Origin of the sequence: Bacteroides sp. An19, from assembly GCF_002160215.1 — a bacterium.
In the GTDB taxonomy this organism is placed as follows: domain Bacteria; phylum Bacteroidota; class Bacteroidia; order Bacteroidales; family Bacteroidaceae; genus Phocaeicola; species Phocaeicola intestinalis.
In genome coordinates, this window is sequence record NZ_NFKD01000015.1 from 14,553 (window position 1) to 26,759 (window position 12,207).

11 protein-coding genes are annotated in these 12,207 nt (G+C 42.7%); 3 read left to right on the forward strand and 8 right to left on the reverse strand.

Going from position 1 to position 12,207, the window contains the following annotated elements; genetic code table 11:
- Nucleotides 1–2: 2 nt before the first annotated feature.
- Nucleotides 3–1,865 (reverse strand): methylmalonyl-CoA mutase small subunit, encoded by a 1,863-nt coding sequence (mutA, locus tag B5F25_RS08145; RefSeq protein WP_022040867.1) that lies wholly within the window; start codon nucleotides 1,863–1,865, stop codon nucleotides 3–5.
- A 335-nt stretch (nucleotides 1,866–2,200) separates the two neighbouring features.
- Here mutA and B5F25_RS21605 point away from each other — a divergent pair, with 335 nt between their 5' ends.
- A complete protein-coding gene (locus B5F25_RS21605) occupies nucleotides 2,201–2,413 on the forward strand; it encodes a hypothetical protein (RefSeq protein ID WP_162614377.1) in 213 nt (70 codons plus the stop codon).
- A 156-nt stretch (nucleotides 2,414–2,569) separates the two neighbouring features.
- Here B5F25_RS21605 and ligA read toward each other — a convergent pair whose 3' ends face one another.
- The gene (gene ligA / locus B5F25_RS08155) at nucleotides 2,570–4,570 is read right to left on the reverse strand and encodes an NAD-dependent DNA ligase LigA (protein ID WP_022039192.1); all 2,001 of its coding nucleotides are present in this window, start codon (nucleotides 4,568–4,570) and stop codon (nucleotides 2,570–2,572) included.
- Nucleotides 4,571–4,671: 101 nt separating this feature from the next.
- Between ligA and trmD the strand changes: the two genes are divergently transcribed.
- Entirely contained in the window at nucleotides 4,672–5,346 is a 675-nt protein-coding gene (gene trmD / locus B5F25_RS08160; protein ID WP_022039191.1) for a tRNA (guanosine(37)-N1)-methyltransferase TrmD, read from the forward strand.
- Between the two features lie 153 nt (nucleotides 5,347–5,499).
- On the opposite strand, the gene B5F25_RS08165 is transcribed toward trmD, so the two are convergent.
- The 4 genes from B5F25_RS08165 to holA form a co-directional block, all read right to left on the reverse strand.
- Nucleotides 5,500–6,411 carry a dihydroorotate dehydrogenase gene (locus tag B5F25_RS08165; protein ID WP_087248872.1) on the reverse strand — a complete coding sequence of 304 codons (912 nt, stop codon included), beginning with the start codon at nucleotides 6,409–6,411 and terminating at the stop codon, nucleotides 5,500–5,502.
- Entirely contained in the window at nucleotides 6,399–7,175 is a 777-nt protein-coding gene (locus B5F25_RS08170; RefSeq protein WP_087211903.1) for a dihydroorotate dehydrogenase electron transfer subunit, read from the reverse strand. The genes B5F25_RS08165 and B5F25_RS08170 overlap by 13 nt, the downstream gene beginning before the upstream one ends.
- Nucleotides 7,176–7,278: 103 nt before the next feature.
- On the reverse strand, nucleotides 7,279–7,731 hold the full coding sequence (locus B5F25_RS08175) for a helix-turn-helix transcriptional regulator (protein ID WP_087211900.1): 453 nt from the start codon (nucleotides 7,729–7,731) through the stop codon (nucleotides 7,279–7,281).
- 920 nt (nucleotides 7,732–8,651) lie between these two features.
- Nucleotides 8,652–9,668, reverse strand: coding sequence for a DNA polymerase III subunit delta (holA, locus tag B5F25_RS08180; protein ID WP_022039186.1), 1,017 nt, complete (start codon nucleotides 9,666–9,668; stop codon nucleotides 8,652–8,654).
- Nucleotides 9,669–9,724: 56 nt separating this feature from the next.
- Here holA and B5F25_RS08185 point away from each other — a divergent pair, with 56 nt between their 5' ends.
- Nucleotides 9,725–10,174, forward strand: coding sequence for a type I restriction enzyme HsdR N-terminal domain-containing protein (locus B5F25_RS08185; protein WP_087248874.1), 450 nt, complete (start codon nucleotides 9,725–9,727; stop codon nucleotides 10,172–10,174).
- A 79-nt stretch (nucleotides 10,175–10,253) separates the two neighbouring features.
- Here B5F25_RS08185 and B5F25_RS08190 read toward each other — a convergent pair whose 3' ends face one another.
- Together B5F25_RS08190 and B5F25_RS08195 are read right to left on the reverse strand one after the other, a co-directional pair.
- Complete coding sequence (locus tag B5F25_RS08190) at nucleotides 10,254–11,045, reverse strand: C4-type zinc ribbon domain-containing protein (RefSeq protein WP_022039184.1); 792 nt, start codon at nucleotides 11,043–11,045, stop codon at nucleotides 10,254–10,256.
- 6 nt (nucleotides 11,046–11,051) lie between these two features.
- Nucleotides 11,052–12,146 carry a Nif3-like dinuclear metal center hexameric protein gene (locus tag B5F25_RS08195; RefSeq protein ID WP_087211891.1) on the reverse strand — a complete coding sequence of 365 codons (1,095 nt, stop codon included), beginning with the start codon at nucleotides 12,144–12,146 and terminating at the stop codon, nucleotides 11,052–11,054.
- Nucleotides 12,147–12,207 lie beyond the last annotated feature (61 nt).

A 12,207-nucleotide genomic window follows, 5' to 3' on the forward strand; every position in this document is an offset into this window, starting at 1 on the left:
AATCATAATAATTCAGCATTGAATGTACGCAAGGTTTCCAATACATTGCAACGGACATGAATGAAATGTTTAATACCTGCTGCTTTTAAGTCCTCCATGCAGGCAGGAGCACCTGCAACAATGAACATTGCACGACCATTCAAAGCCTGATAGGCAGGCACTGCATATTGAGCATATTCATCATCACTGGAGCAAAGGACTACAACATCTGCATTTGACTTTAAAGCCGCTTCTATGCCTTCCTCCACTGAATCAAAGCCCAGGTTATCTATTACTTCATATCCGGCACATGCCAGGAAATTGCAAGAGAACTGGGCGCGTGCCTGACGCATTGCCAGATTGCCAATGGTAAGCATAAACGCTTTCGGACGTTTTCCCGAACGTTCGGTTTCCAGGCGGAGTGCTTCGAATTGGCTTGCTGCACGCTCGGTACTGAGTCTTGCAAACGATTTTTCCTCCTCATGATGATGCTTTCCATCACATCCGCACACATGTTCATACGGGACTTTACTTCCAGCTATTTCATTAAAGTTCGGATACTGATTGGTTCCCAGCAGAATTTCTTTCCGGCGTGATACAGCTTCGTGGCGTGCCTGGTTACTTTGGTTTACGGCATTCTGTACATTTTCTGCAAGAATAGCTTTTACCATTCCACCTTCTTCATCGGTTTTCAGAAACAGGTTCCATGCCTGCTTGGCTATGGATACAGTAAGGTTTTCAATGTAATATGAACCGCCGGCAGGGTCTACAATACGATTGAAGTGAGACTCTTCTTTCAGCAACAGTTGTTGGTTGCGTGCCAAACGTTCAGAAAATTCACTCGGCGTTTCATAAACACTGTCAAAAGGAGTGACGGTTATCGAATCCACCCCTGCCAAGGCTGCACTCATTGTTTCCGTCTGTGTGCGAAGCAGATTAACATACGAATCAAACAACGTCAGGTTGAATGTAGAGGTTTCTGCGTGTATATTCATTTGGCATGCCGTATCTTCCTTCGGCTGGTAAGCTTTCACTATAGACGCCCAAAGCATACGTGCAGCACGGAATTTGGCAATTTCCATAAAATAGTTAGAACTTATGCCAAAATGGAACTTGATTTTTCTTGCAGCAAGGTCTGCTGGAATTCCGCTTTCTACCAGCCTGCTAAGATATTCATTCCCCCATGCCAATGCATAGCCTAATTCTTGATAAATATAGGAGCCGGCATTGTTAAGTTGACATGCATTGACAACTACACAGCGGAAATGGGGATAATCGGCAAGAATTCGTACCAGCTCAGCTGCCTGGCTGATAATCGGGCTTACATCTTTACCTTTTTGCAGCATCTTGCCGATAGGGTCAAAATTGAGCGATCCGTAAAGTTTGTCAGAGGCATACCCTTTCTCTTTAAAATAATCGGTTAGTAACTGCGCCAACAGCACGGTGTGACGCTGGCAAGTAGTGAAGTTCAATTCGATGCTGTCACAATAGATTCCTTCCAATAACGTGCGAAGGTATTCAGCATTCAAGTCTTTTGCCTTGATATGAAATCCTAGCGAATCAACACCCTTGTTGAGTAAGGCAAGAGCATGCTGATTGGCTTCTAAAGGATTTTCCACATGGATATCTTGACGAATAAACCAGGCATTGTCATTTTTTTTATTTCCTCTCAAATAAGGGAATTCACCTGGAAGCGAATCAATTGTTTTCAGTTCTTCCAAATCTTCCCGACGATAAAAAGGCCTTACATTAAAACCTTCATTGGTTTTCCATACCAATTTCTTTTCATAGTCAGCTCCTTTCAGATCTGTCTGGATTCTGTCCATCCATTCTTGAGTTGTCACTTCTGGGAAATCGGAAAAGAGTTTTTCTCTATTATCTGTCATACTTTGTGTTTTATGGGTTTACGATTTAAGTTGATTGGCACACGGATTAAATACGCATGCTTAGGCAAATATACAAAATTATAGTAGAACAAAACTGATTTGCGGATTTTTTTTAAATGAATTCCGCAATTAGAGCGTTTAAATTTTGCTCGGTTTAAATTTTGCTCGGTTTAAATTTTGCTCAGGTTAATTTTGCGAATTGTTTTCGAGGATGTTTTTCTGATTTTATGAGGAGGATAGCGGGCTATCTGACGAATAAAATCGGGAAAACAGACCGGAAACAAACGCAAAAGAACCTGATAGAATATTAGAAGCTGTTTTGAATTTATCGTGCGATGATTTGGGATGAGTTTTTGAGGCATTTTCGCTTCTGTGATGAGGAAGATAGCGGGCTATCTGACGAAGAACAGAAGCGGAAAGAACCAAAAAATCGCCCAAAGCACACACGAAAACGAACACATCAAGCCAAGAAAAACTTTTTGGAGAAATTCAAAACAGCTTCTTACTTTATTGGGAAATTTAAACAGGCTCTTAGCCAATCCGACTGAGGTGAAAAACGCAGTAGTACTGCGTCAGCCGATGAAGTATATATCCGTAAGTGGATGCAGATATATTCAATCGCGAATGCAGTATATATTCAATCGCGGTTGCAGTATATATTCATTTTTCAGGGGTATTGGCTGTTTGCGGAGCTCATTTTATTTTTATCCGTTTATCATATTCAGAAACTCATCTTCACTTAGGATAGGTATGCTTAGTGCACGGGCTTTTTCCAGCTTGCTGGGACCCATGTTTTCGCCGGCAAGGATGAAACTGGTCTTTTTCGAGATACTGCCCACGTTCTTCCCTCCGTGCTTCTCTATCATCTCCTTATATTCATCGCGCGAATGACGGGCGAATACGCCGCTGATGACAATCGACTTTCCCTGTAGCTTATCGGTATGCCCTGCAAGGTCTTCTTCATCGGCTTCCAGCTTCAGCCCAGCCGTACGCAGGCGTTCGATAAGGTTGCGGTTTTTCTCGTCGGCAAAATAACGCAGTATGCTGCCAGCTATCTTCTCGCCGATTTCGTCTACGTGAATCAGGTCGTCAAGCGTAGCTGTAGCCAATGCCTCGATGGAACGGAAAGCACGTGCCACTTTCTTTGCAACTGTTTCACCTACAAAACGGATGCCTAATGCAAAAAGCACCCTTTCGTAAGTCACTTCGCGCGAACGGGCAATACCTTGAATGATGTTCTCTGCCGACTTTTCGCCCATGCGTTCTAGCCGTACGAGGTCTTCTGCCTTCAGCGTGTAGAGGTCTGCTACATCGTGTATCAGTCCTTCCTGGTAGAATTGGTCGACGGTTTCAGGTCCCAAGCCTTCGATGTTCATCGCACGGCGGCTGATAAAATGCTCGATCTTCCCTTTTATCTGCGGCGGACAGGAACTTTCGTTGGTGCAGTAATAGGCTGCCTCGTCTTCGTAACGCACCAACGGGCTTCCACATTCGGGACAATGGGTGATGAAGGTTACTTTCTCGCTTCCTTCGGGACGGGATGCCACGTCTACACCTGTTATTTTCGGAATGATTTCGCCTCCCTTTTCTACATAGACGTTATCGCCAATATGCAAATCAAGTGAGGCAATGATGTCGGCGTTGTGCAACGAAGCGCGTTTGACTACCGTTCCTGCCAATTGCACAGGTTCCAAATTAGCGACAGGCGTTACGGCTCCCGTGCGCCCTACCTGATAAGTGACTTTCAGCAATCGGGTCAAAGCACGTTCTGCCTGAAACTTGTAGGCGATAGCCCAACGCGGCGATTTGGCTGTATAGCCCAAATTGCGTTGCTGGCGCAAAGAATTTACCTTTAACACAATGCCGTCGGTAGCCACGGGTAGATTCTTCCGTTCTACATCCCAATAATTGATGAAGTCGAATATCTCCTGCAGGGTCTTCACCTTGCGTGTCACGTGCGAAACTTTGAAGCCCCATCGGGCAGCCTCTTGCAGGTTTTCATAGTGTCCGTCGTGAGGCAGGTTTTCGCCCAACATATAATAAAGGTAAGAGTCAAGCTTGCGGGCTGCTACTTCGGCAGAGTTCTGCAACTTCAGCGTGCCCGAAGCCGCATTTCTCGGATTGGCAAACAAAGGCTCTTCACGTAGTTCGCGTTCGTGGTTCAGTTCCTCGAACACCTTCCAGGGCATCAGCACTTCGCCGCGCATTTCGAATTGGCGGGGATAGCCGTCGCCGTGCAGCACCAGCGGAATAGCCCGAATGGTCTTCACATTATCGGTCACGTCATCACCTCGCACACCGTCTCCACGTGTCACGGCACGTACCAGCTTGCCGTCTTCATAAGTCAACGAAATGGAAGTGCCGTCGTATTTCAGTTCGCAGCAGATCTCAAAATCTTCGTTCAGTGCTTTGGCAATACGCTCGTAAAACTCCGTCACTTCGGCTTGCGAATAGGTGTTCCCTAACGAAAGCATCGGATAACGGTGCTCTACCTGGACAAAGTTCTTATTGATGTCGCTGCCCACCCGCACCGAGGGCGAATTGGGGTCGTAATGCTCCGGATGACGGGCTTCGAGGTCTTGCAGTTCGCGCATCAGGTGGTCGAACTCCTGGTCGGAGATGACGGGCGCATTCTCTACATAATATTTATAGTTGTGAAGGTGCAATTCTTCACGCAACTGGTCGATTCTTTCTGTTTCTGTCATGTTCGTTTCGGATGTTTCTTGCAAAAATAGCAAAAATGTGCCAGTGTGCGGTACGGGAACAACGGAAACTTCGTACTTTTGCAAAAAAATAACAAGGAAACATGCGAATAGACATTATTACCGTTTTGCCCGAAATGATTGAGGGCTTTTTCAACTGCTCCATCATGAGCCGGGCACAAAAGAAAGGCATCGCTGAATTTCATATCCATAATTTACGTGACTACACCTTCGACCGCTACCGAAAAGTAGACGATTATCCTTTCGGCGGATGTGCAGGAATGGTGATGAAGATAGAGCCGATAGACCGTTGCATTTCGGCCCTGAAAGCCGAGCGCGATTATGACGAAGTGATTTTCACAAGCCCTGACGGCGAGCAGTTCGACCAGAAAATGGCGAACACCTTGTCGATGACTCAAAACCTGATTATCTTGTGCGGGCATTTCAAAGGCATCGATTACCGCATCCGCGAACATTTTATTACGAAGGAAATCAGTATCGGCGATTACGTACTAACTGGAGGCGAACTGGCGGCAGCCGTCATATCTGATGCCATCGTACGGGTTATCCCTGGTGTGATATCCGACGAGCAATCGGCACTGTCCGATTCATTTCAAGATAATTTACTGGCTCCACCAGTCTATACCCGTCCCGCAGAATACAAAGGATGGAAGGTACCCGATGTTCTGCTTTCGGGGCACGAAGCAAAGATACGTGAATGGGAGTTTCAACAATCTTTAGAGCGTACCAAACGGTTGCGTCCGGACTTGCTGAAGTAAGATATTTCTTTACATTTATTTCAAATCTACATATTCACGAAAAAAGGCCACAGATTTATATTTTCCTCTCTCTTGACAAAAAAGTAAAAAAAATCTGTGGCCAATTATTTTATTTGCATTTTCAGTATGCCATTCGCATATGTAAATTATTTTTTAATATTCCAACGCGCCGATGATGTCACGAACTGAAGCAAATCCATGGCGGTCTAGATAGTCGTTGATACCTTCCGCTACTTTTACGGTTATAGCCGGATCAATGAAGTTGGCCGTACCTATCTGTACGGCGGTTGCTCCAGCAAGCAGGAACTCCACGGCATCGCGGGCATTCATAATTCCACCTAGCCCAATGACAGGTATCTTCACGGCTTTTGCTACTTGCCATACCATGCGCAAGGCGATAGGCTTCACTGCTGCTCCACTCATCCCTCCAGTGATAGTGGATAAGACCGGTTTACGCTTTTCGGCATCTATTGCCATTCCCAGCAGCGTGTTGATGAGTGATACACTGTCTGCTCCGGCAGTTTCCACTGCACGCGCTATTTCTGTGATGTCGGTCACATTGGGCGACAGTTTCACGATCAATGTCTTGTGATAAGCTTTTCGCACTGCAGATACAACCTCGGCGGCTCCATGAGCTGTTACTCCGAAAGCCATCCCACCTTGCTTGACATTCGGGCATGAGATGTTCAGCTCAATAGCCGGGATGCAGTCCAGGCCGTCGATAATGCTTGCTGTTTCCACATAATCCTCTATTTGCGATCCAGACACGTTCACAATCATATTGGTACGGATGTCTTTGATTTGTGGGTAGATATGTTCTGCAAAATAATGCACCCCTTTGTTTTGTAGTCCCACAGCATTCAGCATGCCCATCGGTGTTTCCGCCATACGCGGATAAGGATTTCCTTCACGGTGATGAAGTGTCGTCCCCTTCACGATAATTCCTCCAATTTTCTCCAAATCCACAAAGTCTTGGAATTCAAGTCCGTAACCGAATGTTCCCGATGCAGTCATCACCGGATTCGATAAAGCCAGTTTTCCTATGTTTACACTTAAATCTGCCATAATAGTTTCTTTATATTAAATACAGGACCTTCTTTACATACACACACATGACCATCCCGGGTGTTTTCCACACAGCAAAGGCAAGCCCCCACACCGCATGCCATCGTGTTCTCTAGCGACACTTCACACGCTATGCCCTGCTGATTGGCATATTTGGCCACGGCCATCATCATTGGTTTAGGACCACATGTGCAGATTAGATCGAACGTATTGTCTCTCAGTACACTGTGCATCGTGACATACCCTTTCTCTCCCATACTTCCGTCTTCGGTAGTAGTATGGACATCGCCCAACGCCTCGAACAAGTCCAGTTGCAACAAGTCATTCTTCGAGCGTGCTCCCAACAAGAATGTAGGTTTCAAGCCTTTCTTCAACAAAGTTTCGCCTAAATAAAGTAAAGGAGCCGTGCCTACACCTCCACCTATCAGCAACACCTTAGTAGCAGTGTCTTCTGGGACTGTAAAACCGTTTCCTAACGGCATGACCACATTAACTGTGTCCCCAGGATTCACGGTAGCCAATTTACGTGTACCATCACCAACCAGCTGAATCAAGAACCAGACCTCATTTTTCTGGCGGTCTACGTAATTAATAGAAATAGGACGACGCAGGAATGTCGTGTTCGAACCGTCTACCCGTATTTCGGCGAACTGCCCCGGAAGCATTTCAGGCAACGGCTCAGCCTGGGTCAACTTGAGTAATACATAGTTTGCATGCAAACGTATGTTTTCTGTAACAGTCAAATCAAGAATGTATTTCTTCATAAAATAAATTGAGGTAAATTCGTTTCACAGTACAAAGATAACGAATTTACCTCAATCTATAGAGAAAACTCCATCGCTTTTGCCCATCCACTTCCACAGATAATCAAGATTTCTCTGGCCTGAATACCTGATATGTTCCATTATCAAAGAAAATACGTATTTCAACTATTTTCGGATGAGGTTTTTCTATATATTTAATTTCTTCTTTTACAGTGTTTTGCATACCATTTCCTGGAGTGGAAGACGCGTTTTCCTTGCGAAAATCAAAACGAACCGGATATCCGCTTGCATTTTCTGGATTCTCATTGCTGTACAGACGGCTATTTCCATCTGTGGTACCTTCTTCAACGACTTTCATTTCACCTTCACCATAAAGCAACCAATTCAAGTTAATAGAAGGATAAGCCTTGTGAATGCGCATGACCACTTCCAGGCTAGGTTTATTCCGCTCTGTCAATATGTGCGACAGAGAAGATGTCGATATGCCTATTTTTTCAGCAAATTCGGCATTGGTTAACGACTCCTTTTGTATGATTTGTAAAATACGGTCTTTCATTATAATTATTTGTGTATATAATCTTAATGATTACAAATGTAATGCTTTTTATTTTCATTTGCAAATTTACATATGGAAAAACAAATAACAAAATTACATAACCATGAATTACATCTGTAATCATATCTAATGTTTACATCTGTAAACCATCAATTTCAAGTTCTTTTTAACTTTAACAAATTCATATAAACTACTAGGATATAGATTGTTATACTATAATTTTGATTGTTTACACTTCGATAATATAGAAATGTAAACAGTTATTTAATGCCATATAAAATATTATTTCATTAATTCTTCATAGATTGTTGGGTTTTAGCCTATTATCCTGTGTATAAATACATTGTATAAATTATCATGTACATTTATAAAAGTACACAATATAACCATAAGACCATGTATTTACATTTGTACTACAGCCTAAACAAATATACATATCGATTCATGGCATTTACAAATACAAATGTATTTTAGGTTCATCGGAGCCAAAATGTAGAAATGTATATGTCTGAATGTAAAAAAAGCCCGAATCTATTCTTTAAGATTCATCAGAATAATGATGTGCAAAATAAAGATATATTCATAGCCATTTCAGTTATCTTCATAGCTTGTAAAAGCTATCTGGAATGGCTTATGAATATATCTTCGTCTGGTAGGCAATATTGGTTGAAAAAAGAATGGCAAAATCACACAAGCCACGGAAGCAAATCAACTTTTCATCTTTCCGGAAATGTGTTTCTTTAGAAATTGGATGCAGGGATTAATTTTGCACAAATGCCCCGATGTTGAAGATATTCTCTTCTCAAGATCGGATAACCCTCTCCGTTACCGAGGATACATCTGCATAATTTTTCAGATACGTTTGCCCTTGGACTGTGGGTATTGTGACTTTGCCTTGATTGACTTCAGCCGGACTGCAATCAATGAAGAATTTGATAAATCAGTTCACGCAACAATTCCCCGTCGGAAACCGAAGCGTTGTTCACACCTTTCGAACGAACATCGCATTGACGGATGCATTCGATAATCTTCATTACTTTTACTCCCGAATAGTGTTTCATGGCAGCCAGGTAATCGCGTGCTTGCCACGGGGATCGCAGGCTAAGTTGAGCGGCCACTCCCTCTTCATTTTTTTGGGGAGCATAGTATGCCAACATCAGGTTGGCAAAGAAATTGAACAATACAGCCAGCGTAACCTGCAACGGATTGTGTTTTGGATTTTCTTCAAAATATTTTACTATTCGATTCGCTTTGAATACGTCTTTTACGATTAATGCATTCCGCAATTCGAAATTATTAAAGTCCTTACTGATGCCGATATTCTGTTCTATCTGCTCGGGTGTAATCCGCCGTTGTCCCTTGGGAAGCGTGATAATTAATTTTTCCAACTCGCCTGCCATTCGGTTCAAATCCGTCCCTACAAATTCTGCCATCATTTCTGAGGCTTTTGGCTCAATTTCCACTTGACGGCGTTTTAAATAAGATGCGATAAACCCTGGAAGTTGAGTGTCTTTCAGCTTCCGGGATTCGAACAGCACACCTACCTTTTCCAGTTCTGCTGTCAGCTTTTTTCTACGATCTAATGCGCCGTGTTTATAGCAAAATACCAGAATGGTAGAAAGCATCGGCTTTTGCAGATAATACGTCAACTCGTCCAAGTTCTTTAAGTTTTGTGCTTCGCGAACTACAACCACCTGGTATTTCGACATCATCGGATACCTTCTTGCTGCGTTAATAACAGAAGCTATATCTGTGTCTGTTCCATATACTACGGTCTGGTTAAACTCTTTCTCCGACTCTGTCAAAACGTATTGCATGATGTATTCGGATATGCGGTCGATATAGTAATCCTCTTCTCCCATCAGGAAATAAACGGGAGCATAGTTTTTATTTTTCAGGTTGCGGGCTATTTCTTCGTAAGTTATTTCTTTTGCCATACTTTTTTGTAACTTTGTATGATAAATTATTCACGCTATTCATACAAAGATATAAAATGTTGGAATTAAACTTACCTTCTTATCCGTTTAAAATTGCTAACAAAGACGGGAAAAAATTCATATTCGATGTGTTACGCAAGAAATATGTTGCCCTTACACCCGAAGAATGGGTGCGGCAGCATTTCACTCATTATTTGCTGGAGCACAAAGGTTATCCTTGGGGATTGCTGGCTAATGAAATCCAATTGAATCTGAACGGAATGAAAAGGCGGTGCGATACGGTGCTTTATAACCGCAATCTGACCGCCCGGATGATTATAGAATATAAAGCCCCAAATGTGGAAATCACGCAAGCTGTATTCGACCAAATTACGCGTTATAATATGGTGCTGAAAGTAGAATATCTGATTGTGAGCAATGGAATCCACCATTATTGTTGCCACATTGATTATGCAACGCACTCTTATACATTCTTGCCCACCGTACCGGCGTATGAGGAACTATGAATGAAAAGAATCGCCCCAACGGACAAAGCTCAAGATGTCTTTGCTCGCTGGGGCGACCCATATATTTTGCAGGTAAAAATCATTTCACTTTTGTTTCCAAGTGTCTTTCAGGCATTACTCCTGCCAGTTCCGGGTCAATCATGATGCGTCCACAATATTCACACACAATGATTTTCTTTCGCATACGGATGTCCAATTGTTTTTGAGGCGGAATCTTATTAAAGCATCCCCCACATGCATCACGCTGCACATAAGTAATTCCCAATCCGTTTCGAGAGTTTTTACGAATGCGCTTGAATGCCTGAAGCAAACGCGGTTCGATAGTTGCTTCCAACGCTTTTGCCTTGTCGCGGAGTTTTTCCTCTTCCTGTTTAGTCTCAGAAATGATTTCATCCAATTCATTTTTCTTCATCTCCAAGTCTTTCTTTCTTTCTTCCAGGGTATGTGTGTTCTTTTCTATTTCCTCTTGTTTTGATTCGATAGAAGAGGTATACTCTCTGATGCGTTTTTCACACAATTCCACTTCCAAGGTTTGGAATTCGATTTCCTTTGTCAGCACATCATATTCACGATTATTACGCACATTGTCTTGTTGTGCTTTGTATTTATCGATTGAAGCCTTGGCTGTTTCAATTTCAATACGCTTGGTAGCAACGTTCGATTTCAATTCTTCTATTTCACCTTTAATCTTTTCGATGCGGGTGCTTAAGCCTGTCACTTCATCTTCCAAGTCTTGTACTTCCAACGGAAGTTCACCTCTTAAAGTCTTGATTTTGTCAATTTCAGACAACATGGTCTGCAATTGGTACAAAGCTTTCAGTTTTTCCTCCACACTCAGTTCACTAGGATCTTTTTTTACTTCTTTCGCCATAATGCTTTATAAATATTTAATCGGATTTGTATTGATTCGGGTCATACGAAGTTCCAATGATGGGAATTTTTTCTCTAATAAAGAACAAATCAATTCTTTAGTGTATTGTTCGCTTTCGTAATGGCCTATTTCTGCAATCAAAATACTATTCTCATAATAAAAATAATCGTGATACTTCACTTCGCCTGTTATAAACACATCAGCCTGACTGGCTATAGCACGTGGCAGCAGAAATGCTCCCGCTCCTCCACACAAAGCTACATTTCGGATTAACCTTCCTGTCAGCCGCGAATGTTTCACGCAGCCTGCTTCAAAAATCTGCTTGACGCGACGCAGAAAGTCACCTTCTGTTTCCGGTTCTTCCAAGACACCTATGATGCCTGCCCCTGCCTGGTTCCATTTGTTTTGCACCGGATAAAAATCAAATGCCGGTTCTTCATAAGGATGGGCTGCCAATAAAGCTTTGGTTACTACATCCCGCTTATACACCGGAAGAATGGTTTCTATCCGCATCTCTTCTTCGTGATGTAATTCACCTATTTTACCACAATAAGGATGTGTACCGTTTCCAGCCCGGAATGTCCCGATTCCTTCTATATTATAACTACAAGCATCATAGTTGCCTATACAACCGCAACCAGCTCCAAACAGAGCATCACGTACTTGGTTGACATGTTTCATCGGTACGAATGTCACCAGCTTCAATAATGCGTTTTCTCTAGGCTCTAATACACGCACTTGCCTCAATCCTATTTTTTCTGCAATCTTATAATTTACTCCCAACAAAGCATTGTCCAAATTGGTATGCATCGAATAAATTACAATATCGTTCTTAATAGCCTTAATAACGCATCGCTCCACATAGTCTTTACCCGTAACCGACTTGAATCCTTTAAAGATAAGCGGATGGTGTGATACTATCAAATTATATCCCAAAGCTATTGCTTCGTCCACCACAGCTTCAGTCACGTCCAAACACAACAAAGCCCCTGTAACCTCCGCGTCTGTCAATCCGATTTGCAAACCGGCATTATCAAAACCGTCTTGCAAAGGCAGAGGCGCGAACATCTCAAGGGCATTCAAAACTTCCTTAATCTTCATGTCTCAAAAAAAATCGTACAAAAATAATAAAAAACTGTGATATATTAAAAAGTAAACCGCT

Excerpts from the sequence above, each read along its gene's own strand:
- mutA (WP_022040867.1), bottom strand. The coding sequence starts at position 1,865 with ATGACAGATAATAGAGAAAAACTCTTTTCCGATTTCCCAGAAGTGACA.
- B5F25_RS21605 (WP_162614377.1), top strand. The coding sequence starts at position 2,201 with ATGATTTGGGATGAGTTTTTGAGGCATTTTCGCTTCTGTGATGAGGAA.
- ligA (WP_022039192.1), bottom strand. The coding sequence starts at position 4,570 with ATGACAGAAACAGAAAGAATCGACCAGTTGCGTGAAGAATTGCACCTT.
- trmD (WP_022039191.1), top strand. The coding sequence starts at position 4,672 with ATGCGAATAGACATTATTACCGTTTTGCCCGAAATGATTGAGGGCTTT.
- B5F25_RS08165 (WP_087248872.1), bottom strand. The coding sequence starts at position 6,411 with ATGGCAGATTTAAGTGTAAACATAGGAAAACTGGCTTTATCGAATCCG.
- B5F25_RS08170 (WP_087211903.1), bottom strand. The coding sequence starts at position 7,175 with ATGAAGAAATACATTCTTGATTTGACTGTTACAGAAAACATACGTTTG.
- B5F25_RS08175 (WP_087211900.1), bottom strand. The coding sequence starts at position 7,731 with ATGAAAGACCGTATTTTACAAATCATACAAAAGGAGTCGTTAACCAAT.
- holA (WP_022039186.1), bottom strand. The coding sequence starts at position 9,668 with ATGGCAAAAGAAATAACTTACGAAGAAATAGCCCGCAACCTGAAAAAT.
- B5F25_RS08185 (WP_087248874.1), top strand. The coding sequence starts at position 9,725 with ATGTTGGAATTAAACTTACCTTCTTATCCGTTTAAAATTGCTAACAAA.
- B5F25_RS08190 (WP_022039184.1), bottom strand. The coding sequence starts at position 11,045 with ATGGCGAAAGAAGTAAAAAAAGATCCTAGTGAACTGAGTGTGGAGGAA.
- B5F25_RS08195 (WP_087211891.1), bottom strand. The coding sequence starts at position 12,146 with ATGAAGATTAAGGAAGTTTTGAATGCCCTTGAGATGTTCGCGCCTCTG.